18 protein-coding genes are annotated in these 23,579 nt (G+C 44.0%); all 18 read right to left on the bottom strand.

Annotated features, from left to right (window positions below; genetic code table 11):
- Positions 1–2: 2 nt before the first annotated feature.
- The 18 genes from VR862_RS05735 to VR862_RS05650 all read right to left on the bottom strand — a co-directional run bounded on the left by VR862_RS05735 (position 3) and on the right by VR862_RS05650 (position 23,562).
- Positions 3–536, bottom strand: coding sequence for a DUF420 domain-containing protein (locus VR862_RS05735; protein ID WP_324720007.1), 534 nt, complete (start codon positions 534–536; stop codon positions 3–5).
- Positions 526–1,263, bottom strand: coding sequence for an SCO family protein (locus tag VR862_RS05730; protein ID WP_324720006.1), 738 nt, complete (start codon positions 1,261–1,263; stop codon positions 526–528). Before VR862_RS05730 ends, VR862_RS05735 begins: the two co-directional genes overlap by 11 nt.
- Complete coding sequence (locus tag VR862_RS05725; RefSeq protein WP_324720005.1) at positions 1,264–1,917, bottom strand: hypothetical protein; 654 nt, start codon at positions 1,915–1,917, stop codon at positions 1,264–1,266. It abuts the gene before it with no gap.
- Between the two features lie 76 nt (positions 1,918–1,993).
- A complete protein-coding gene (locus tag VR862_RS05720; protein WP_324720004.1) occupies positions 1,994–2,356 on the bottom strand; it encodes a cytochrome C oxidase subunit IV family protein in 363 nt (120 codons plus the stop codon).
- An 18-nt stretch (positions 2,357–2,374) separates the two neighbouring features.
- A complete protein-coding gene (locus VR862_RS05715) occupies positions 2,375–3,355 on the bottom strand; it encodes a cytochrome c oxidase subunit 3 (RefSeq protein ID WP_324720003.1) in 981 nt (326 codons plus the stop codon).
- A gap of 46 nt (positions 3,356–3,401) precedes the next feature.
- Positions 3,402–3,983, bottom strand: coding sequence for a cytochrome c oxidase subunit 3 (locus VR862_RS05710; protein WP_324720002.1), 582 nt, complete (start codon positions 3,981–3,983; stop codon positions 3,402–3,404).
- On the bottom strand, positions 3,974–4,876 hold the full coding sequence (gene cyoE / locus VR862_RS05705; protein ID WP_324720001.1) for a heme o synthase: 903 nt from the start codon (positions 4,874–4,876) through the stop codon (positions 3,974–3,976). Before cyoE ends, VR862_RS05710 begins: the two co-directional genes overlap by 10 nt.
- Before the next feature lie 114 nt (positions 4,877–4,990).
- Complete coding sequence (remB, locus tag VR862_RS05700; protein WP_324720000.1) at positions 4,991–7,102, bottom strand: gliding motility outer membrane protein RemB; 2,112 nt, start codon at positions 7,100–7,102, stop codon at positions 4,991–4,993.
- Positions 7,103–7,227: 125 nt separating this feature from the next.
- A complete protein-coding gene (locus VR862_RS05695) occupies positions 7,228–7,941 on the bottom strand; it encodes an energy transducer TonB (RefSeq protein ID WP_324719999.1) in 714 nt (237 codons plus the stop codon).
- Positions 7,942–8,157: 216 nt separating this feature from the next.
- Entirely contained in the window at positions 8,158–8,883 is a 726-nt protein-coding gene (locus VR862_RS05690) for an energy transducer TonB (RefSeq protein WP_324719998.1), read from the bottom strand.
- Between the two features lie 33 nt (positions 8,884–8,916).
- Complete coding sequence (locus VR862_RS05685) at positions 8,917–9,333, bottom strand: VanZ family protein (RefSeq protein ID WP_324719997.1); 417 nt, start codon at positions 9,331–9,333, stop codon at positions 8,917–8,919.
- Positions 9,320–9,700, bottom strand: a complete 381-nt coding sequence (gene gcvH / locus VR862_RS05680) for a glycine cleavage system protein GcvH (protein ID WP_324719996.1) — start codon at positions 9,698–9,700, stop codon at positions 9,320–9,322. The genes VR862_RS05685 and gcvH overlap by 14 nt, the downstream gene beginning before the upstream one ends.
- 60 nt (positions 9,701–9,760) lie before the next feature.
- Positions 9,761–16,873, bottom strand: a complete 7,113-nt coding sequence (sov, locus tag VR862_RS05675) for a T9SS outer membrane translocon Sov/SprA (RefSeq protein ID WP_503473553.1) — start codon at positions 16,871–16,873, stop codon at positions 9,761–9,763.
- 35 nt (positions 16,874–16,908) lie between these two features.
- On the bottom strand, positions 16,909–17,490 hold the full coding sequence (gene ruvA / locus VR862_RS05670; protein WP_324719995.1) for a Holliday junction branch migration protein RuvA: 582 nt from the start codon (positions 17,488–17,490) through the stop codon (positions 16,909–16,911).
- Positions 17,491–17,654: 164 nt separating this feature from the next.
- Positions 17,655–19,946 (bottom strand): NADP-dependent malic enzyme, encoded by a 2,292-nt coding sequence (locus tag VR862_RS05665; protein ID WP_324719994.1) that lies wholly within the window; start codon positions 19,944–19,946, stop codon positions 17,655–17,657.
- 121 nt (positions 19,947–20,067) lie between these two features.
- Positions 20,068–21,999: a trehalase family glycosidase gene (locus VR862_RS05660; protein ID WP_324719993.1), complete on the bottom strand. Its 1,932-nt coding sequence runs from the start codon at positions 21,997–21,999 to the stop codon at positions 20,068–20,070.
- A gap of 54 nt (positions 22,000–22,053) precedes the next feature.
- Entirely contained in the window at positions 22,054–22,980 is a 927-nt protein-coding gene (queG, locus tag VR862_RS05655; protein ID WP_324719992.1) for a tRNA epoxyqueuosine(34) reductase QueG, read from the bottom strand.
- Positions 22,981–23,022: 42 nt separating this feature from the next.
- On the bottom strand, positions 23,023–23,562 hold the full coding sequence (locus VR862_RS05650) for a hypothetical protein (protein ID WP_324719991.1): 540 nt from the start codon (positions 23,560–23,562) through the stop codon (positions 23,023–23,025).
- Between the last annotated feature and the right edge of the window lie 17 nt (positions 23,563–23,579).

The following is a 23,579-nucleotide window of genomic DNA, read 5'->3' as shown; positions in this document are numbered from 1 at the left end:
AATTAGTAATATGGCATCATAAACAAATAAACCAGCACCCCGGTTACAGCCACATACAGCCAGATTGGATAGGTATAACGGGCAATTTTGCGATGCTTTAGAACCTCTCCGGTCAGCCCACGGTACATGGTGAACAGCACAAGCGGAACTATGATGGCCGAAAGCAGGATATGGGTTATAAGGACAAAGAAATAAATATACCTAAGGGCACCTTCTCCTCCATATGGAACAGGTTCATTGCTTATCTTGGAAATTACATAGCTCACAAGAAATACCGCCGAAAGAAAAAATGCGGAGATCATTAAGTTTCTATGCCATATAAGTTCTTTGCTCTTCATTGCATAAAACCCCGTGATGAGGAACAATGCGGTGAAGAAATTAAGTACTGCATGGAAAAGGGGAAAATTGGTGAATCTTCCACCCATGATCTCATATCGCTCCGGCAGGTACATCAATATGAGCACTGCCACAGGCACCAGTATTGAGACGACAACAATTGCCGGCACCATCACCTTATCTGTATTTCTATTTATCATTGACGAGTTTCTTAGCGTCTGCAATTAAAATGTCTATTTGTGGCTGCTCTTCTCCCGGCTCTACTACAGCCTTGCGCGGTATAGAACCACGGTAATAGATGATAGGGTTACCGTAAGCATCTTTGCGTGATCTTATAAAGCCTTCCCTGTCGACCAAAGCAAAATAACCCGAATGTGCAAATCCACCTTCGGCTGCCTCATCTTCCCCGGCGTATATATTAAATCCCGCATTGGCAAGATCGTAGATCTCTTCCCGCTCCCCTGTCAACAAATGCCAGTTGTCATGTGTAATTCCGGTTCTTTCGGCATAATCCTTTAATACCTGTGGGGTATCATGTTGCGGATCTATACTGAAAGATGCTATTCCAAAATCATCATTTTCGGCAAACACATCCTGTACCTGCACCAGGTTATCTTTCATGATAGGACAGATGGTAGGACAGGTAGAAAAAAAGAATTCAGCTATATAGACCTTTCCTTCATAATCCTTATTGCTAATAGTATCTCCATGTTGATCGACGAACTCAAAAGGAGGCACCTTTTTCTTTTCCCCGTTCACCATGATGTAATCGAGTTCAATCCCGGCAGAAGCACGTTCTTCCTGCCCGTCTGAACGGTTTGAAGACACCACTTCCCGCTCGTTCACCCTGTCAATGATCTCCGGGATAACTATGATCCCAAAAATGAGGATCACAAGGGAAATTCCTATGTAGGAGTAGTTTTTCATTTATTGCTGAGTATTCTCTTTGTTGTATTTTTTTAGCTCCAAACGGTATTCGGCAAGGATCACCTTTACGTCGTCGTTCATTTTGTTATTCAGCACGTATATTGAACTGGTATCGTAGCCGTACAGTTCATTGCCGTCATCGTCATTATCTCTGCCTCTCAGTTTTCCATCCTTATCAATGATGAACACATTAGGGGTGGAAAGATCGCCGGTGAGCTCGAGATCTGTGTTAAGGCTGTCAAATAAAGCATTGATCTCTTCGGGAGAACCCGTCACGAATTTCCACTTTTTAAGGTCTATAACGTCAGAAATTTTTTCCTTTAGTTCTTCTACTTCAGCTGCGCTGCCTGTTGGAACTATGGAAACGAACTGGAAGTCCTTGAACTCGTGGTAGCGATCGTAGATCTTTTCCGCCAAATGGTAAGCATTACTAGAGTAATCCAGCGGTTCACTGCCGGGAAAACCAAGAATGGTGATCTTGCCATCAAAACTCACTTCTTCCTCTGCTTCCCCAAGACTGCTGAAGGATTCCAGCTGATAAATCTCCTGTGTAAGCACCGGTAATTTTGCGAAATTATTCACTCCCGAAGCGAAGAAAAGGTAGGCTACCAGAGGGAGGGCAAAAAGGACAAAAATGACAAAGAATTTTTTCATGTTATCTTTCCGGAAAGATGTGCACAAAAATAAAAAAAGGCGGTTTTAAAACCGCCTCTCCTTAATTTTTTAACGTTTAGAAATCCCAGGCTACCTGCCCCCTCTGTATTACCTCATGAACGTAATCTCCTTCGGTGAGAAGAATGAAAACGAGATAAACAATAAGGAAACCTGCTGTCCAAACCACAGAGCGCCTTAACCCTTTGGTCTCTCCTTCCATGTGCATGAAAGCCCAGGTAATGTAATATGCCTTCCAGATCGTAAGGACAATGAATATCCAGTTGATCAATTTAAGGCTAATGAAATATGTATGCATTAAAAAGTCTGGCTTGATAATTCCCAGTATAACTTCCACAAGAGTTATAACAGAAAGAATAATGAATACTGTCCAGATCCTTTTTGAGTTCGATTCGTGTGCGTGTGTAGTATCGTGTGCCATTTTAGTCCTTATTCCAGATTATACCAAATAGAAGAAAGTAAATACAAATACCCATACAAGATCTACAAAGTGCCAGTACAGTCCAACTTTCTCCACCATTTCATAGTGACCTCTTCTCTCGTAAGTTCCAATAAGTACATTAAAGAAGATGATGATATTGATAATCACCCCCGTCAAAACGTGGAACCCGTGGAAACCTGTAATGAAGAAGAAGAAGTCTCCAAAAAGAGGATTCCCATATTCATTCTTTTGAAGGTTTGCACCCTCAATAATGCCTATTCCTTCATTCTCTAGTTTAGCTAAAGAGGCCTGTCTCGAAAGCACTACCTTTTCGCCGGTCTCTGTCAACTCCTGTGTTCTAATGTGCAGGTTTGGATTAGCCTCAAAACCTAGCAACACATCTTCTATTGTAAAGCGCGGCAAAGTTGGTTCATCTGTAAACCAAAGTCCGTTTGACCTCATATGCTGAACTCTCTCGGTTGGCAAGGCCACCACAAATTCATCCAGCGCCACGCGGTGCCCTTCATCATCTACAACCTGAAGCACATTACCACCTCTGGTCTCAATAGCTCCGTAAGTTCCCTGTATGAAATTCTTCCACTCCCAGGCCTGTGACCCAAGGAAGATGACACCTCCAACAATGGTAAGCAACATGTAGAAGGTTACTTTTGCTCTCTTCATCTGGTGCCCTGCATCTACTGCCAACACCATAGTCACAGAGGAAAAGATAAGAATAAAGGTCATTAATGCCACATAATACATAGGAGCATCTACTCCATGCAAGAATGGAAAGTGATTAAAAACCTCATCGGCTATAGGCCAGCTATTAGAGAATTTATATCTGGCAAAACCGTAAGACGCAAGAAAACCGGAAAAAGTAAGCGCATCTGACAATATGAAGAACCACATCATCATTTTTCCATAGCTCACCTTCAAAGGTTGATTCCCACCGCCCCATGTTTTTCCTTCGGTACCTGTTCTGGTAACAGTCGCTTCCATAGAAAGAGTTTGATTTTTAAAGTATGGGCAAAAATAGGTTTTTTATTTATCTAAAGAAATATAAAAATAAAAACAGGTAGATCCAAAGGACATCCACAAAGTGCCAGTAAGTAGCACCAAGTTCTAATCCAAGTGTTTGCCCAGCATGGTATCGCTGTTTAAAATGGTTATAAATTATCACCAAAAGTACGATTATTCCTCCCAAAAGGTGCACCAAATGGGAGCCCACGATCAAGTAGAGAAAAGAAGTGGTAACACTACTTGCACTTCCGGTGAAAAAATATCCTGTCTCCAAAAGCTCACTAAAGCTTTCAATCTGAAGCGCAATAAAGACAAAACTCAGCAACAGCGTTGCCACAAGGTTTTTCATTGCGACAGAATGCTTATTCTGTTTTACAGCCCTTTCCGCAAAATGAAAGGTAACACTACTAAGAAATATTACTGCTGTACTCCACAACAAAGTGGAAGGAAGTTGCAGATCTGCCAGCCAGTCTGGACGATTTTTACTTACCACGTAAGCACTGGTAAGCCCTGCAAACATCATGGCCATACTTATGATCCCGAACCAAAGCATCATCTTCTTAGCTCTGTCCTGCTTGTGTTCGCGGGTTCCTTGTGTTAAATCCATACTCGAATTAATTTGTCTAATACATATATTATTTGCAGCAGAGTGATGTAAGACACACTCGCCAACATTAATTTTTTAGCCGATCTTTCATCCCTGTTTCTGTAAAGCTGTACGGCGTAATAAAGCATTCCCAATCCCAGTAGTAGCACAAGTACTGCAGAGAAAGGAGTAATAGAAAGGGCGCCAGTCATCCCTGTTACCGGGATCAAGGACACTATAATTGTCCAGACGGTATAAAGCACGATCTGTACCGCGGTACCTTTATCCCTTTTTCCGGTTGGCAACATGAAGAAACCGCCTTTTGCATAGTCATCGTATAACCACCAACCCAAAGCCCAGAAGTGAGGAAATTGCCAGAAGAACTGTATCATAAATAAGGTTCCCGGTTCAATGCCAAAATTTCCTGTAGCGGCGACCCAGCCCAACATGAACGGGATGGCTCCGGGAAAAGCACCAACAAAAACAGATAGCGGGGTTTTTGTCTTAAGCGGGGTGTAAACACTCACATAAAGAAAAATAGATATCGCTCCAAACATTGCTGTTCTGGGATTGATAAGATAGAGAATGATCAAACCCAGAATTGTGAGGGAACTGGCAATTATAAAAGCAGTATTGACAGACATTCTCCCCGAAGGTACGGGGCGGTTGCGCGTCCTTTTCATTAAAAGATCGAGATCTTTTTCCAGGATCTGGTTGTAAGCATTGGAGGCTCCCACGAGGCAGTAACCGCCAATGGACAGCATGATCACAGTGAGAAAATCAATAGATTCTGCTCCTAAGAAATATCCGGCAACCGAAGAAAAGACAACACTTATGGCCAGCCTTACTTTTGTAACTTCCTTAAGATCACTTACAAGGGAAACTGCTGGACTATGTACTTGGGTGTTTTCCAAAAAGGGCAATTTTGGCGCAAAGATAGTTCTTAATTGTTTTTTACCAAGAACCTACATCCGTTAAATTTTAAAGTGACATAAAAATCAATTCTTGATAATCAGCAAATTAACCCTTTACATATCGAAGTACCAGTTAAAAATATCGGTACGTAGTCCAATGTTGATCCAGTAGGTTGTATTATCGAAATGCTGCATACTATTCACCTGGGGATCAAAATTGCGGTAGATAAAACTTCCGAAGAACTTGAGGTTTGTTATAGGATTTACAATATAACCGACTTCAGTTTGCGCAAAGAAAGAGTCTGTATTATTTCCCTGGCCAATTTCTACACCGGTTTCCAGAGGACGGTCTTCTTCACTGCGGTAAATATTTCCGCCATAGTAATCGCCATTCTCAAAAAAATCAAAACCACGTTCTCCATAGATGGCTTTCACATGACCGTAATACCTCCCTCTTTTATAGCGGGCAATTGCCACCAATTCCCTAAAGTTTGCACCCCAAAGATGCGCCATTGATTGGTTGGCATGGCCGTAATTAAGAGTAATTGTGTTATGAGAATAAGTATAGGGCCGCACCTGGTTGTATTCGAGCTGCAAATGGAGATCCTCCACATTGAATGCGTTGAAATATTTGGTCCCTACCTGGAAACCGTGTTTGTTCTTCCAGCTACCTTCCCCTCCAAACACATCACTGGAAGAGAACTCGTCGATAAGCCACTGCCCGTAAGTGAGGAAACTGTTGTTCCATTTGTACTTGCCGGTAAGCCCGATAATTGCATTTCCTGCCTGTGCTCCGGTGGAAAATTCTATGGCCCGGTAAAAGATCACAGGGTTGAGATAATTAAGGTCAAATCCACGATTATTATCATTCTCCCACATTACAGATTCAAAAAAGCCAATATTAAGCCTCTTTGTCACATTATAGCTCAGGTAGTGATTTGCCATGAACTTGGTTCGGTAGGAATCCTCCCCGGTTACTTCGGGCCGCACATCTCTTAAAGACATCCAGGTATTAGTGTACTTTATTTTCCAGAAGGTGGTATTGAGCTTAAAGAAAGGATAAGGCGCGGCATTGTCACTTAAGAGCAGGGACCGGTAACCATCTCCAATAAAGTTCTTCCCATGTCCGAACTGCAGGTTGACGTATTTACCCGGACTAAAGGAAAGATAACCTTCAGCCACAGGATAATCATAAGCCTGCCCCATAAATCCTTTGGCGATACCGCGACCGGGAATGATCGCAGCACCTTCACTACCCGGCCTGATAGATTCGGCATAGCGGTTGAAATAATCGGCAAATCGACCCTGGTTCTCATATACCACCGAATAAAAACTGAGATTCTTCCCAAGACCTCCCTGGAAAATCGCGGCACGGGTATTATTGTAAGTTACATCCAGATCACTGTCGAAATCTTTCCCTACCTGAAGGTCAAGTCCAAAATCTACTGTGAACCAGTAATCTTCCCCTCGAAATGTAAAGAGATGTTCATTCCACACCTTTCTTCCCACCCATGAATCGACAGGTTTCTGCAGCCCTAAAAGCTCTTCTTCAAAATTGTAATAAGGCTGAACTTCAGAAAAAAGAAAGGGCTTGGAGGAAGTATGAAAGTTGGTTCCTATCTGGTTGATTTCATCTTCAAACCTACTGTACAATTCATGAGAGAGAGGTATATTGATCTCACTTTGCAGACGTGGGTGATTAAAATCGAGGGATTTGATCTTATCATACTCATTGGTGACCTCCACCTGGACATCCTGCTCTTCCCGTTTTGCCTGCACTACTTCCACGTCGTCCTTTGGCTCCGAAGATCTTACCGGCTCCATCTCCATTGGTATTCTCACCGGCATTCGGAACTGCATATTTATCGGTCTACTGTTGTAGGTTGCAGGCGATACCTGGGGAAGCTGATCAAAAACGCGAGTTATTTCCTCCTTTAGTTCAGGATAGGCAGCATCAATATAATTGATCTTAAAACTACCCTCTCTTGTCACTTCAAAAAGAACGATAACCTGTCCTTTATAATCTTCTTCAGAAATGACTTCTGGTATGCTGAAATTTTCTCTTACTTTTTTCTTCAGGGTACTGCTGAAACATTCTTCTTCCTGTTCGTATTGTACGGCCTCACATTCAGAAAAACGTGGGAACCTTTCAGGATCGCCCTGGAATGTCTGTGAAAAGCTGAAGAAGGGAAATAATAAGATGAGGAGCGGGTAAAATTTTATCATATCCTGCACTAAACTGAAGGTATTATAGGGGAAAGATACAGTTTTTTGGATTTCTGAAGTATTTTCCTTCACACAAAAAATCCCGCAGCACCTGCGGGATCAAAAATGACGTTTTTGAAGACTGTTTAATTTTGTATCCTAAAGGTGATCGGTAATGAGTATATTACTCCTACCGGGCGGCCTCCCTGCTTTCCCGGAATGAGTTCAGGGAATTTATTAATAACTCTTATTGCCTCTTCCTCCAGTTTGGGATGAGGCCCTCTTACCCCTACTTTTACACTTCCATCTTTCTCTACCCTAAAGCTTACGTATATCCTGTGAAGTCCACTCAACCCAAGTTCGCTGCCAAGACTGGTATCAAACGTCCGCCCTACCAGCTTATTTACTTTTTCACTAAAGCATTCTTTACGGGCATCATTATCGTTAAGACCTTCACAACCGGGGAAAATTGGAGCTACTTCTACCGAATGAATATTGAAATCTTCAATTTCATCCTCCTTTTCCACAAACTCCACTTCGGCTACCTCCAGGATCTTATCCTCACTTTCCGTCGACGCAATTTCGGTTTCTTCCACGTCCAGATCATTCTCCTTTATATCTATCTCCTCTACAATATCCCGGGGAGGTTCGGGAGGTTTTATCTCCTCCACTTTAGTAACAGGCACTTCGTCCTCCTCAAACTGATCTGCAAATACAAACTCCTCCTTAGCTATAGGACCGGCATCGACCTTCCACTCTATGAGTTGCCATACCAGAAGGAGCGCCAGGATAAGGCCCAGCTGAAAAAATAAGATGCTTTTCTTAGAAAGATCTGCTTTGGTGTTCTTCTTGTTTTCCATAATGATATATTTAGATATTAATGATTTCTGAAGCCAAAGCAGATATTTTAAATATCTTTTTAGTTAATCTATTAGGATAACCTCAAGAACCAGACCGAAGAGCAGCAACCGCAATAATAATTCCTACAGAAATACAAATCTCCCCTAGGAGGAACTACCAAAACAAAAAAATCCCGCAACAAGTGCGGGATCTTTTTATATAGTAAGCAACTAAGTTTAGTCTTGTACTCTAAATGTAATTGGAAGAGAGTAAAGAACCCCAACCGGTTGACCACGTTGTTTTCCGGGCTGCATTTTAGGTAGCATATTCACTACTCTTTCAGCTTCCTGTTGTAGACGTGGGTGTGGTGCACGGGCACCAAGAACAGTAACGGAACCATTCTTCTCGATTCTAAACTGCACATAGATCCTGTTGATCCCCGAAAGTCCAAGATCACTACCTAAACCGGTATCAAATCTACGGTTTACGAAATCATTGATCTTTTCACTCATACAGTCCTTACGGGCCTGATTATTCCTTTCTTTTTCACAACCAGGAAAAACAGGTACATCTTCAATTACTGCAAACGGAACGTCCCCAATTTCTTCTTCTTCCTCAACAACCTCTACTTCTTCAACCTCCACGATCTCATCCTGGTTGGTCTCAGTAGACTCAATAACCGTTTCTTCAACCTCTTCTTCATCCTCTACAATCTCGATAACCTCGGGTGCTGGTGGCGGTGGTGGCGGTGGCGGTGGTGGTGGTGTATTTAATTCGGTGATTGGCACATCTTCCTCTTCAAAGGCATCCATATCTACCATTCCGGTATCAATAGCTTCCCTGTCATAGGTTTTCCACTCAATCGCCCTCCAGGTAATGAAAAGCATCACGATCATTCCAATCTGGAAGAACAAAACACTTCTCCTGGATAAATCAGCTTTTGGGTTCTTTTTGGGTTTCATAATTCCGTTTTAATTATAGGTTGGCTAAAATAATTAATTTTTCATTAAATCTAAATTTATCTTAGCTTTTAACCTGATTAGATATTTCCTTAGTGACCATACGAAAACTCCGGCGACAAACACTCCTATCGTGTTGGCAAGAATATCATAAAAGTCCAGCTGTCGGTAACTGGTCAATGTATCCTGAAGAACCTCAATAAAAATGCCAAAGGCTATTGAAATTACAGAAATAACAACAATTCTCTTAAAAAGTCCTTTATCTTCAAATGTAAAGGTCGCAAAGAGCATCCACAGCAGGCCCAGACCAAAATAGGCTCCTCCGTGCATCATTTTATCACTCATCCCGAGATCTTTTACAGGTGTATCTGCAAGATTGATGAGAGACAGGTATAGAATAAGGCCGGTATAGAGAATAGCCGGCAGAAGGAAAATGATCTTAACCTTCGACAACTTCCGTGTATTCCTCGGCGCTTAGAAGATCATCAATTTGAGAAGCATCACTAAACCGGATCTTCACCATCCAACCCTCACCATAAGGATCTGAATTCACCTTTTCGGGCTCATCTTCTAAACTTTGGTTGAATTCAATGATCTCTCCAGAAAGTGGCGCGAAAAGATCTGAAACTGTTTTAACGGCTTCCACTGTTCCAAAAACCTCTTCTCTTTCTAAGGTTTCGTCTACAGTTTCAACCTCAACATATACGATATCACCCAATTCTCCCTGTGCAAAATCTGTGATCCCTACGGTTGCAATATCGCCTTCAATTTTTACCCACTCGTGATCGTTGGTGTATTTTAAGTCTCTTGGAATTTTCATCGGTTGGTGTTTTATTATAGCAAAGTTAATTTTTTAATTCTTTAAGTCAAGCTTCCACAATTAATTTCCGAAGTTATATCTCAAGGTTACACCAGATCTTATGGTGGTTTGTGGATAGGCCGTGGAGATAGCGTATTCAGAGAAACTGTGATCGTAGTAGACCAGTGCCGTTAGGTTCTTGGAAAGGGCGTAATCTGCCGTAAAATTTATCGCCCAGATATCCTGCCCTGCCGTTACCTGGCTGTTATCAATATCGAGATATCTAATCACCGTCTCATTGTGACGATAGGAAATATCTGCCTTGAAATTGAGGTCACTGCTAAGGATCCTTTGTCGGCCGCCAATCTTGGTGTCGATCTTGAGATCCTTTATCCTGTACCCCAGTCCCAGGGTATATTGGTTTCCGCTTATTTCGGTAAGCAGATTGTTGTCAAAGCTCAAGGAAAGTGCCCTGTCTTTCTGAACATCGGCCAGGATCTTGATCGAATTTGCCATTTCCATGTCTATCCTAACCAGCGGACTAAACTGCTCGGTCAGGTTAATGTTCGAAAAGAGGATCTCGCTTTTGTAATTTCCGGCCTGGTCAAGATCATGGGGAGTTTCAGGATCATAATCCAGGTTGGTCTGGAACTGGTTAATGGTATAACCTGCTGTATATCCATGGTTGATAGAGAACCTTTTGAAGTTCTTTCTGAACCATGGCAGGCGCATAAAGCCGGTGTATTTTAAATTCCAGTTAGGTAGCGGGAAATCTTTAAATGCCCCTAAAGAAATCTTCCCGGGATCGGTGCCGGAATATGCCGCAAGGAATGCCGGAAGCAGCACATTTTGACTGTTCCTACCAAAACCTATGGGGTAACCAAATTGATCTGTATCATTTGGATCAAGACCGTTTTCTACAGCCAGTCTTCTCGCAATCTCAAGCCTGTTCTCCCTGAACTGCTGAAAGTTTGCTGAAGATTCAGCAGTACTTTGATTAAATGCTGTCCCAAGAAGTATGGTGGAAATATTGAAGTTTCCAAAGGTGTATGGAGTCAGCGGAATGTATTGATCTCCAATTACCCTGTAATTTTCCTGAAAGGTTTCAGAATACAACCTGCCGGCGGTAAGCTGAATGGTAAGGTCTGGCAGAAGCGAAACTTCTGCGTTGATTCCAAGTTGTTCGTTCTCAACCTGAGTATACTGTTGGTTGAAATCCTCATAAAGTGTAAGCCAACCCTTTCTTGCAGCCATATACCTCACCTCTTCCTGGCTTCCCAACGTGAATCCAAAGGTTGGATTCCAGGTGCCCATAAACCCAATGTCATTCGTATAACCGGGAAGGTAGATCCCGTTGTTCTCCTGATAGTTGACCTGTATTCTTTGAATTGCCGTAAGTAATCCTACGAATGTATTATAGGTACGGTCTCCGGCACTTAGCCGTGAGGCATCTGCCGGGGTAATGGTATCCCGGGCATTGCGATTAAGGGTTGGTACTGCTCTGCTTCTCTCCTCAATAGTCTTTGCTCCTCCCGGACGCGTCCTTTTCTTCAACCCGATATAATCGTATAGGGTTTGCATTTCGAGATTCGCATTTACCTGATGCACATTGGAATTCTGAACACTATTTCCGAGGTCGGGAACATCCTCAAGAGTTTCGAAGATTTGAGATCCCCGCTCCCACTGGAAATTTCCTGTGTAGGAATACGTGGTTTTCAAAAATTCCAGGGCAGGTATTTTCGAGAAAGGCAGATCGTAGTTCACCTGCAGGGACTGGAAATGTTGATTTGGAATTCCGGTATTAAAGAATCCATCCCAGACTCCCGTAGTGGTATCGGGATTATTGTCTTCATCTAAATAGTTGCGCACTACCCTGTTGGTTGAAGAATCAAAGTTCAACCTTAAGCTCTTGGTGAAATTGTAGTTGATGGTGTACTGCCAATCGAACAGGAAGTTTCTTTGGTACAGCGTGGGAATTCCATTTATAAAACCGGGTGGTAAATTGATCTCCCTGAATTTCTGTTCATTGTACTGCCTGAAGATCGTAGAACTTGCAGCAATGTTAGAAGGAAACAGGTTAAAATTAAAGTCCCGTAAAAGGGCAAAATAAGCGCTGCTGTCTAAAGCCTTTATGTTCTTAAGGGGTTCAATATTGACAGGAGCAAAGGTGTAATCGTAGGTTGCACCTACCCTCACGTTTTGATCAAAGGCGTCTTCAATTTCAAAATCCCGGTGATCCACCTGATTGTAACTACCGGAAACACTAAGGTTTTCGATATCGTATGGCATAGGTTTGCCATCACCAATTCTTTCCTTTCTCAGGCCTATTACATTGATGCTTTGACGACGGGTATAATCTTCTGCTCTCTCCCTTAGGTCATCTCTTATCTCATCGTTTGCCGCATTGTCCAGCACATTTTGAAGCTCAAGATCGAGAAATTCGGGATCGTATTTTGGAGTGATCAATTCCTCCCCGTAACTATAGCTCACCGGGATCCTTACGCCCCAGGTTGGTGGCAGCAATTGTCCCATATTGAGGTTGCTCACCACATCGTATTGCATAAGATCTTCCCTGCTCCTTTGGTTTGGCCCCTGTTCAAGAGATCCAAATCCTACGGTGCTTCTTCTTCCTGTAGCCGAAAGATTTGCGAAATCGGCTACGTTCGCATCCATATTTACGATCGCTGCCCATCCGCCTTCATTGTTCAATTCTGAAAGCCGGAGTTCATTGAACCAGACTTCTCCACACAGGTTTCGGGAAGAGGCTTCAGAAAGACCATTTTTAACACCCAACATCAGCATCCTTACGTTCCCAAAACTCGGATTTCCTTTGATCCCTATCCTTAACTGTCCTACTTCATAAGGAGCTTCGGCCGACACAGGTTCACCGCTTTCGGTGAAAAAATTTAATTCGGTATTTACAAAATTGGGGTTTCCAATAACTGTAGCTTTTATCTCCTGCAACAGCTCGAGGGACAGGTTCATCCTGTTCTCTTCGGGCCAGATCTCAGAGGCTGAAGCTGCACCGTATTCTGTAGGCTTCAGCGGAATCTCCACCTGGTAAAAGTTATCTGTAAAATCTGTACCTATCCGCATAAAAGCCACCAGTTCACCTTCCTGCCATTTAAGCCTGTTCACGAGTGGTTCTGCGTGAATGAACATTTCCAGATTCTTGTACTGCCTCATATCCAGCTGGAAGTTCTTGTAAACTCCTCTCGAGTCCTGTGGCTCAAGATCGCAAACCACTAAAGATAACGACTGTTCATTCTGGCGCACCCTGGTGTTGTTGTTCATCAACTCCTCCCTGTCAACTCCAGGAGGTAAAACGTATGGGATTGGCTGCCTGTTCTCATTCTCCTCAATACTCACTGAAGCTACAGTGAAGGTGGTATTCTCATTGGTAGGGTCAGATTTGTCCGGGTCAAGAGTTTGGGTGTAACGGCGATAATCCCCCCGTACAAGATCCATGGTCCCGAACCGCAGCACAGTTGGATCTTCAAATTCTGTGAGATACATCCTCATGAACCTGATGGACCTGAAATCCCCAATTCCTCCCCGGGCAGCGGTAGGTTCATAGATGGGCACCTTGAATTGTAACCACCTCACCGGCATTTGTTGCCCGTTAGGAAGATCTATGGAAAATTCCTTGACATCGGTAATATACTGACTATTATCTATACCCATCCCGGGATATACCGGCACATCATATTCGTAGTAGCTGTCTACCGTATTCATAGTATTGTCCCGGTTAAGGTCTTCAACGGTAGGCAAAGTGGTATTACCGCGGTTAGTATTCGTAACATCTGGAGGGGAGTTCCCCTGGATCCCGTTATAGTCGAAGTAGCGATCGAGAATTCCTCCGGAAGCATTTAAAAAGTAGTTATAGTTATCGGCTGAAGGATCGGGAAGATTAGCAAAAGCACCAAATCGTGCAGCCTCCTGCAAATCGTCCAGACCATCATAACCAATATCCTGGTTTAGCCGCTCCTGCCCTTCAGTGTTGAATGCATAGATAAGGGATTGATTGGATGGCACCTTTCCGAATTCTGTAGGTGTGGTATTTTCAAGGCCACCATTAGGCGGGAGGCCGTTTTCATATTGTTTTCTTCCGTCTTTTAATACATCTTCAGAAATATTTCCAAGGTTGAAGACAATTTTACCACCGTCATTACCTGCATTTTCCGAATAAAGGAAAGGATCCATCATCCAGAATTCAATGTATTCTACATTGCTCTGTTCAAAATTCGTAGCATTTAAAGCCCGGCTGATCCCTCCAAAGTTCTCTGAAGGATTTGGCAGCGTATTCCCGCCCATAGCCGAAGGATTGTAGTTATAAGGCCCTCTTACGCTTGGGTAGTACGCAAGGTCCATGGTGTAGAGTACCTGCGATTGGCCCTGTACCACATCCACATTTGGGAAGATCTCGTCCAGGAATACCCGGCGGGTGGCATAACTGGACAGGTCGGCATCTGTAATACCCGATGGTCTGCTGCTTCCGTAGAAAATAGGATCAATAGAATACCAGGCGAGTTTTGCTCTTTTGTAACCTGTAGCGAGGTCACCATTGCCCAGCTCGCCGCCAAATCCAAGGGGCACACTCGATAGCTCCCATCCCAGGGGATTATCAATGGCAATAGAGGTCTGTGCTGCTTCAAAATCATCCACATAGGTGGTAGCCCTTCCTTCAAACTCACTTCCTTTTGGCGCCCCGGGAACCAGGTAAGCTACTTCCCCTCTAAGGGAGAGATTGGAGATCACATCGGTATCTATGTTTGGCAGCCTGTTTACCCAGCGTGTCAAAAAGGGCAGATCTGTAGAGTAATTGAGGTTGAGACCAAGGATCGTATTATTGATAGGCTCGTAGCTGTAGTTAGATTTCTGGGTAAGCGGGCGCTCGTTCAGGTTGAGATAAGTAGCTCCCATAAGGAAATTCTCATTAAAGAGATGTTCCACATGAAGGCCGGTGAACCTTTTAGTTTGCTGCCCAAAAAGAGCATTATTTTCTGTTGATACCTGGATGGGAATGTTGGATGCGAGCAAGGCCTCATCCAGGATCTGCACCCTTCCAAACTGGTAATTGACCACGTAATCCACTCCTTCCTGCAGCACTCGCCCTCCGGCAGTTACTGTGACAGAACCCTGCGGCACATTAAAAGCCCCTATAGGAATTCCTTCAACATTTGAGGATTTGTAACGCCCGCGAAGCTGAAATTTGTTCTTCTCTGCCTGCTCCTGTTCTGCCTGCGTCTTAGTGGTGTTATAAAGCGCCCGAAAAACATATTTTTGCTGATTAGCATTCCAGGTCTCGGGAATCTCATAAACCTCCGATCCTGCATTGGGATTGGGATCCAACTGGTTAAATAAATAGCGACCAAATGGCTCCACAGAGGTGAAAATGATGCTCCCATTCTCGGGATTAATGGTTATGCCCGGCACGAAATCAAAAAATCCGTCACCACCTACAACAGGATCGCCGGCAAGATTCAGGTTGTCGAGATTGAAAACCTTGAGGAGGGTTGTTTGCTCCACATCTTCGGGTAGAGGCACGCCATCTACGCCTGTTATGTAGTTAAGGGGTTGAGGATCTGTATAAACGATGTTCATTCGAAAATCTTCCCTCTCAAGGTTAAAAGCTCCGAGGTTGTAGATGTTCTTCATCATAAGGTCCCAAACCGGTTCATCAACATTGGTCACGGCACTCTTAAGCATTTTTACTACCAGGTTTTGAGATACAGAAGACTCGTCTGTTCCCCCGGAAGCATCAATACCGTCACTGGCAAATTCCCCCACCTGGTAAACTTCCCCTCCTACGGTATACTGAAATGCGACCCCAAGGATCTCATCGCTGGCCAACCTTTGGTTGAGGGAGATATACCCAAGCCTGGAATTAAGTTTATATTCTGAAGGCTTTAGCTGTCTTGCATTTTCCAGCTTTACGTAATCCCTGCCTTCCGAAACCTGCAGGCCTCCAAACCCGGCTTCTACTCTTGCCACGTCCCGAATAGCAGGAGTAAGTACCGATTCCTGAGCCCCTGTAATTCCAAATGGGTTAAGGTCGTTATTGCGGTTATCGGCAAAGGCACCGGCAGGCCTGTTAAAAAACCCGGCAGGCGGATTCTCGAGGCCGATGTTGCCCGGCACAGGTGATTCCCCAAGGTCCTGGATGGCAACAATGTTGCGGGTGTCGGTAAGATTTTGAACGTTGTTCGTCCTGTTGGTCACCCAAACCTGAACTCTGGTGATCTGTACGTTGGAATTTATAAAGGGGTAGTCTTCAAGAGCTTCGTCGTAGTGGTCGCGAAAGTAATGAGCCAGGAAGAAGTGCCTGTTCTCGTCGTATTCAATGGCAAATTTCTCGAATTCCTGAACTGTCGCCCCACCTTCAACATTTACCGTACGCCGCTCACTCTTTTGTTCAGAAAAGACTCCCGTAATTGTGGTTTTACCGAATTGCAGCTGAGTCTTTAAACCAAAAAGACTTTGAGCCCCCTGGATCAAAGCTGAATTTAGCGGCATATTAATATTACCAACCTCGATCTTTTGAATGATATCATCTTCGGTAGGCGTGTATTCCAGCTTCAGCTGATTCTGAAAATCAAAAGTGGATTCGGTATCGTAGTTGGCAGTCACTTTAAGACGCTCCCCAATATTTCCAAGGAGACTCAGCTGTATCCTTTGATCAAAATCGAAGGTAAAGGTACTTCTGTTACGCGGGGAAAAAGCCGGATTGTCCCGCTTGGAATATAAAATCCCCAGATCCAAAGCGACCGATCCCTGTGGAATAAGCTCAATATCCCCACCTCCAAAAATATTCTGAAAAAAACCTGAATTGACGTAGAACTCCGGAAGCAGATCCCGCTGACTCTCCTCTGTTCCTTCTTTCCTGCCCGAAATAGCATCAGATTTTTCCTGAAAGTAACGCTGCATTTCCTCTTTTATCACCAATTCCTGATATTCTTCGGGCGTGAGGATCAAAGGAGCCGAAATATTTATTACTCCGAGCGTCTCGGTATAGATATAGCGGTCAAGAATAGGATCATAGGTGTAGGAAGCAACTATACTGTTAGGGTTTGGCATCCTAAGTTTACCTAGGGAATATCCTGTCTTTGTCGTATCCTGTTGTACAATGGTATCTTGAGCGAGGGCAGGCAAAGACACTACCAGCACACATAGAAGCGCAAAGGAATTTGACAGCCAAAACCTATAACTGTAGTTCTGCCCCAAAGGAATTATAATTTTTTAAGTGCCTGCTTTATAAGAGATTCCACCGAAGCATCGGGTTCTTCCTTCACAATTCTCTCCACCACTTTCTCAGATTGCTTTCGGGTATATCCCAGGGTCTCTAAAGCAGATAACGCTTCTTCGCGGTTTGTATTGCTCTGTAGTGGGGAAACTTCCTCCATTCCAAAGACTTTTACGATTTTGTCCTTAAGGTCAATGATGACCCTTTGTGCTGTTTTTGCTCCTATCCCTTTTATCCCCTGGATGGTAGCCACATCTCCTCCAGCTATGGCTTCCATGATCTGCCGGGGCTCAAGGGAAGACAACATACTACGCGCAGTGCTTGCCCCTACTCCCGAAACAGAGATCAATAACCTAAAGATCTCCCGCTCGGTCTTTTCCCAAAAACCATATAAAGTGTGAGAATCTTCCTTGACTTGCAGGTGCGTATATAACTGCAGCGATTCCTGCGAAGGGATTTGAGAAAATGTATGAAGGGAGATGTGTATGAAGTAACCCATTCCGTTGCAATCGATCACCACATTCGTGGGATTCTTCTCAACCAGACGGCCTTTAATACTGTAGATCATGGAAAGTAGAAGCTTAGTATGCCAAATGTACTAAAATTCATACGACGGGAAAACAACTATCTTCTCTACTTGATACCCTTCAAAAATGACATTTTTGAAGGGTACTTCTGTAAAAATCAGGAGCGGGAAAATTTTACTTTTTCCCGCACCTCGATATTTTTTTATTACTGCTCCCGCTTCGCTTTCTTTTCCTTTTCCTGGGCGTCAACCACTGCTACTGCAGTCATGTTGACGATCTCCTCCACGCTTGCCCCCAACTGTAAAACGTGTACGGGTTTATTCATTCCCATAAGGATTGGCCCTACAGATTCGGTCTTGTTGAGCTCCTTAAGCAACTTGTAAGTACTGTTCCCTGAATCCAGGTTTGGAAAGATCAAGGTATTCACTTTACGACCTGCCAGCTTCGAAAAAGGGAATTTCTTCTGCAGCATTTCACTGTTGAGCGCAAAATCGGTTTGCATTTCGCCATCAACAATAAGATCGGGATAGAAGCGATGCAAATAATCTACAGCTTCTTTTACTTTTTCGGCTTTTTCATTTTTGGAGGAGCCAAAGTTGGCATAGGAGATCATAGCAATGACGGGTTCCATTCCAAAAAGCCTTACGGTTCTTGCTGTCATTTGCGCGATTTTTGCCAGCTCCTTTGCTGTAGGCTCTACATTTACTGAGGTGTCACTTATGAACAAGGGTCCGCGGGAAGTATTCATAAGGTTGGTCGCCGCAACCTTTGATACTCCTGCAGCTTTTCCAATGAGTTCCAGCATTGGCTTGAGCACTGTGGGATAAGCTCTGGAATATCCCGAGATCAATGCATCTGCATCCCCGGCATTCACCATCATAGCGGCAAAATAGTTGCGCTGCCGCATCAACAGCTGGGCGTCATAGCGGGTAACGCCTTTTCGCTTACGGCTTTGCCAGTACACTTCGGCATAGCGGTTACGCCGCTCGTTCTCATCGTCACTTTTGGAATCTATAATGTCAACATCATCCGCGTGAAAATCGATCTCCCGCATAAGCTCTTCAATGACATCCCGGCGGCCCAAAAGAATTGGTTTTGCTATACCTTCGTCATGAGCGATCTGTGCTGCCTTGAGTACATCCAGATGGTCTGCTTCTGCAAAAACCACTTTCTTCGGACTCATTTTTGCCCGGTTCATTAGCAGGCGGGTGATCTTATTATCATTACCCATTCTTTCAAGCAGCTCATCCTCATATCGCCCCCAATCCTGAATCGGGTTTTTGGCCACCCCACTCTCCATAGCCGCTTTGGCCACTGCCGGCGGTACCTGAGTGATAAGTCTGGGGTCAAAAGGTTTTGGGATGATATAGTCCTTTCCAAAAAGGAGCTTGGTTTCGCCGTAAGCAATATTCACCTGCTCGGGCACCGGTTCCTTGGCAAGAGCAGCAAGGGCTTTAACCGCCGCCATTTTCATCTCTTCGTTGATCTTTGTCGCCCGCACATCAAGGGCTCCCCTGAATATAAAAGGAAAACCAAGTACGTTGTTCACCTGGTTAGGATGATCACTTCGCCCGGTAGCCATTATAATATCCTTGCGGGTAGCAACTGCAAGGTCATAATCGATCTCGGGTTCGGGATTTGCCATGGCAAAGACAATAGGTCGCTTTGCCATTTTCTTCAGCATCTCGGGGGATACAATATTTCCGACAGAAAGTCCTAGGAATACATCGGCTCCATCCATTGCTGCCGATAAATTCTCGTACTTCTTTTTAACCGCAAATCTCTTCTGAAGATCAGAAAGATCATCCCGGTCCCTGTGCAATACTCCCTTGACATCAAACATGATGATGTTCTCCACTTTTACCCCCAGCAAAACATAGAGATTAGCACATGCGATCGCTGCCGATCCCGCACCGGAGATCACTACTTTCACCTTTCCTATCTTTTTACCTGCAAGATCCAGGGCATTGAGCAGAGCCGCCGAAGAAATTATAGCTGTACCATGTTGATCGTCGTGCATCACCGGAATATCCAGCTCTGCCTTTAATCTGCTTTCGATCTCAAAAGCTTCGGGAGCTGCAATGTCTTCCAAATTGATCCCTCCAAAGGTGGGAGCAATATTTTTTACAGTTTCCACAAAAGCATCCACATCTTTTGTGTCTACTTCAATGTCAAAAACATCAATATCGGCGAAGATTTTGAAAAGCAATCCTTTTCCTTCCATCACGGGCTTGGAAGCTTCGGGACCTATATCTCCAAGACCCAGAACGGCTGTTCCATTGGAGATCACCGCCACCAGGTTACCCTTGGTAGTATATTTATAAACGTTCTCAATATTTTTATGAATCTCAAGGCAAGGCTCTGCAACTCCGGGAGAATAGGCCAGCGAAAGATCCCGCTGGGTAGAATATTTTTTGGTAGGCACCACCTGTATTTTTCCCGGGTGGGGCTTGGCATGATAGACAAGTGCTTCGCGCCTTTTGCGTTCGTTCTTCATATTTCCCTGTTTTTTTCAGGTGGTACAAAGGTAACAGTTTAGCAATTATAGCTCAGTGATGCAGGTCATTTTTTAGCCTGCCTCGAACTTACGGGTCATTGAGATCCTGTTGATAAGATCTTTACCTGAATCTCACCTCATCTGGCGGCACCAGCTCATCCAGCTGCACATGATATTTCTTCGGAAGCAGCTCCAGCCCCAGTTGATAGGAGGCATTCATCCAGCCAAAGCCTGAAGTAGTAATGTAATCAAATTCAGTTCCTACGTTACCATATTCGGCATAGACTTTATGAGTGGCATCGACCACATCATACTTTTCGGGGATCGTGCCGTTATAATCCACGGCATTTTTCGTGATCATCCAAAGCCATCTGTAGATCAATTCATGAGCCTCCTCTTCATATCCATAATTCAGCAGGCCCTTCCAGAGCAACATTTGATGGGGTGCCCAGCCATAGGGATAATCCCACTGCCGCTGTACCTGGTTCGCAGCAGTCGCTGCTACCGATTCCTTTGCGCTGGAAAGTATCCCGCCCTGTGCCTTTAGATCTTCCATTAACTGCGGAACCATGGCCTCTGCCTGTTCTTCGGAAGCAAGTCCGCTCCACAGGGGATAGAAATTTGTAGCTGAAATATACCCGGTTTGTTCCCCTTTTTTGAAGTTGTAATCATAAAAGTTTTCCACTTTCTCATTCCAGAGGTAATTATTCACCAATTTTTTTCGCTCTTCAGCTTTTTCCTTCCAGTAGTCATCAGAGTAGGTTTTTCCTTCTGAAGTCATGAAGCTTCCGCCGAAGTATTTATTTATTAGATGTTCAAAATCCTTCTCGTATTTGTAAAGCAGGGAATTGAGATCTACTGTGTTTAAATGTGCCGCGCGATTTTCCAACCTCCAGGAAGTGTCGTGACCACTTTCCCTCAATGTCCTGTCATGAAGGAAATATTCGTCTACTTCCCGGTCCTGAATTTCCCCCGACCGGTATTTTTCCACAAACTCCGGAACCTTCAGACCATGCTTGCCTGCAAATTGCTGAAGCACCTCGTCAAAATGCCCTTTTTCGGTCTCCGGCGGGATACCTATTCCCTGGGCGAAATACCTGTTGAGGCCATTCCTTGTCAGCCTCTCGCCCTCCACCATCCAAACCTGTTCATATTCCTTAATTGCAGCTTCAAGAGCTTTCCGTAGCCAAACCTTGTCCTTTTCTTCCATGGCTTTATATACTTCCCGCACAAAAGAAGACATGAACGGCGGCTGGGTACGCGTCAAGTAGTACGACCGATTGGCGTTAAGGATCTTGCCGTAGTGGTTGATCTGGTAAATAAAATTATCCACCATTGCCCTGGCCAGGTCAATTCGGCCATCAACAAGCAGTCCTATGCCTTCGAAATAGCTGTCCCAGCCGTACATTTCGTTGAACCTGCCGCCGGGAACCACGAAGGGAACTCCGCGGCCGTTCTCAATTTTTAAGGCGAGGAGACCCGGCTTATATTTTATAGATTTTACGTACTGCGGAGTTATTTTCTGCGGAAGAACTACTACTTCAAATCCGCTCAATTCATCCTGCAGATCTTTGTAATAGTTAATTCCTGAAGTGTCTGTTGCCGGAACATACAGCCGTTGCACGCCATCTGAAGCTTTGGTGTCTCTCAGAATTTTTCTCAGGCCTTTGCGATCAATAGTTCGGGTGAGGTCGTCCCAGAATTGTTCTTCAATCCGGCGTGAAATGCGCTGGGTAGGTGGCTCCTTTATTCTTTCAAGTGAAATCCTGAGACTGTCCTTTTCTCCGGCCCTTGCTATTGCCAGTTCCTGAAGCAGGTTTGACAAATAATAGATCCGGTTGATCTCTACGGAATCACCTTCTGAAAGAGGGACCAAAAATGGCATTTTTGGATCATCTTCTACGGTGATTTTTTTATCCAGATCTGTATCGGCCTGCTGAAGAAGTCTCGGCATGGTCTCATCCACCTTCAGCCGCAGTTCCTGCGCCCCGGCAGAAATGTTCAGAAGAAACCAAAAAGAAATAAAGGCTGAAAAAAGCTTTTTTGACACCATGACTTTTCCGTTGAAACTGAAAGTTACAAAATTCTGCCTGAGGAAAAGATATGCTTAATCTTTTAGGAAATCAATATTTCGGGTTAGTCCGCTATACTTGGTACGTTTCACCGCCGACTTCTTAAAGACCTTCCGGAAAGTATCTTCGGTGATCTCCTCCCAGTCCTTTTTGCTCATGCTGAGCAGCTCGGGCTGTGGATCGAAAAGTGGTTCACGATGAGGTTTTGAAAAGCGATTCCAGGGGCAAACATCCTGGCACACATCACAACCAAACATCCAATCATCGAATTTGCCCTTCATCTCCTGCGGCAGCTGATCCTTCAATTCAATGGTAAAGTAGGAGATACATTTGCTGCCATCTACCTTATAGGGCTCTACGATGGCTTCTGTTGGGCAGGCATCAATGCAGGCGGTGCAGCTTCCGCAGTGATCGGTCACAGGGGTATCATAATCCAGCTCCAGGTCTACGATCAATTCAGCAATAAAGAAAAAAGAACCGGTTTTTTTGGACAGGAGATTGGTATTTTTTCCTATCCAGCCCAGACCACTTTTTGCAGCCCAGGCCTTGTCCAGCACCGGCGCCGAATCCACAAAAGCCCTTCCTTCCACCTCGCCTATTTCCTCCTGAATAAATTGCAGAAGCTGTTTAAGCTTGTCCTTAATAACAAAATGATAATCGGTCCCGTATGCATACTTACTGATCTTATAGGAATCCTCCCGCTGACTTTCTTCAGGAAAATAATTAAGCAGCAAGGAAATGACACTTTTGGAACCTTCAACAAGTTTGGTAGGATCCAGTCGCTTGTCGAAGTGATTTTCCATGTAGTGCATCTCGCCGTGCATGTTGTTCTTCAGGTAATTTTCAAGGCGAGGGGCTTCCTCCTCAAGAAATCCTGCTTTGGAAATTCCGCATGACAAAAAGCCGAGGCGTTTGGCTTCGGCTTTAATTATATTTGAATAATTACGAGCTGTTGTTTTCAAAAAAAGAATTGAACAGCTAATTTAAAAATTAAAAACTGGAGATTATTGCAAAGCAGGATTTAATGGTTTAAAAACTCCGGCATCATTCTCTAATCCTACCCATGCATGTAGAGTCCACCCTCCTGCCTCACAATTTACTGACCATACATCCTCAGAACCTATAAATCCTTCAGGAGGATTGGTATATTCAATTTCAGGATCACATTCGGGAATCGGTATAAGATATTCAGCTGCCACGAACATCATTTCTCCATTTTCATCAGGATGATAGACCAAAATCTCTGGCTTCAATAATTCAAAGTTCATGTCAACATATTCTGGTTTCACATAATGTATACCCATCCCTGAAACCAAAGGACTGGCCTCAACGTAGCCCTGAGCCAGAGCAACTTTAAAATTTTGAAATCTGCTCATAGCTTTTGTAAGCATTTCAAGCTGATCCTCGGCAGTTTCAGCCTTCTCTAATTTAAAATCAAGGGTTTCAAAAATTTCTTCTTCTGCCGTGTCATGACTACAGGATACTCCTAACATCAAAATAAGTAACAGGGCTGGCTTAACGAGTAGCAAAATTCGGTTTTTCATCTTATTATATTTAGTGG

Source organism: Salinimicrobium aquimaris, from assembly GCF_035607535.1.
Taxonomy (GTDB): domain Bacteria; phylum Bacteroidota; class Bacteroidia; order Flavobacteriales; family Flavobacteriaceae; genus Salinimicrobium.
This window is presented reverse-complemented; position numbering and strand designations above follow the sequence as displayed.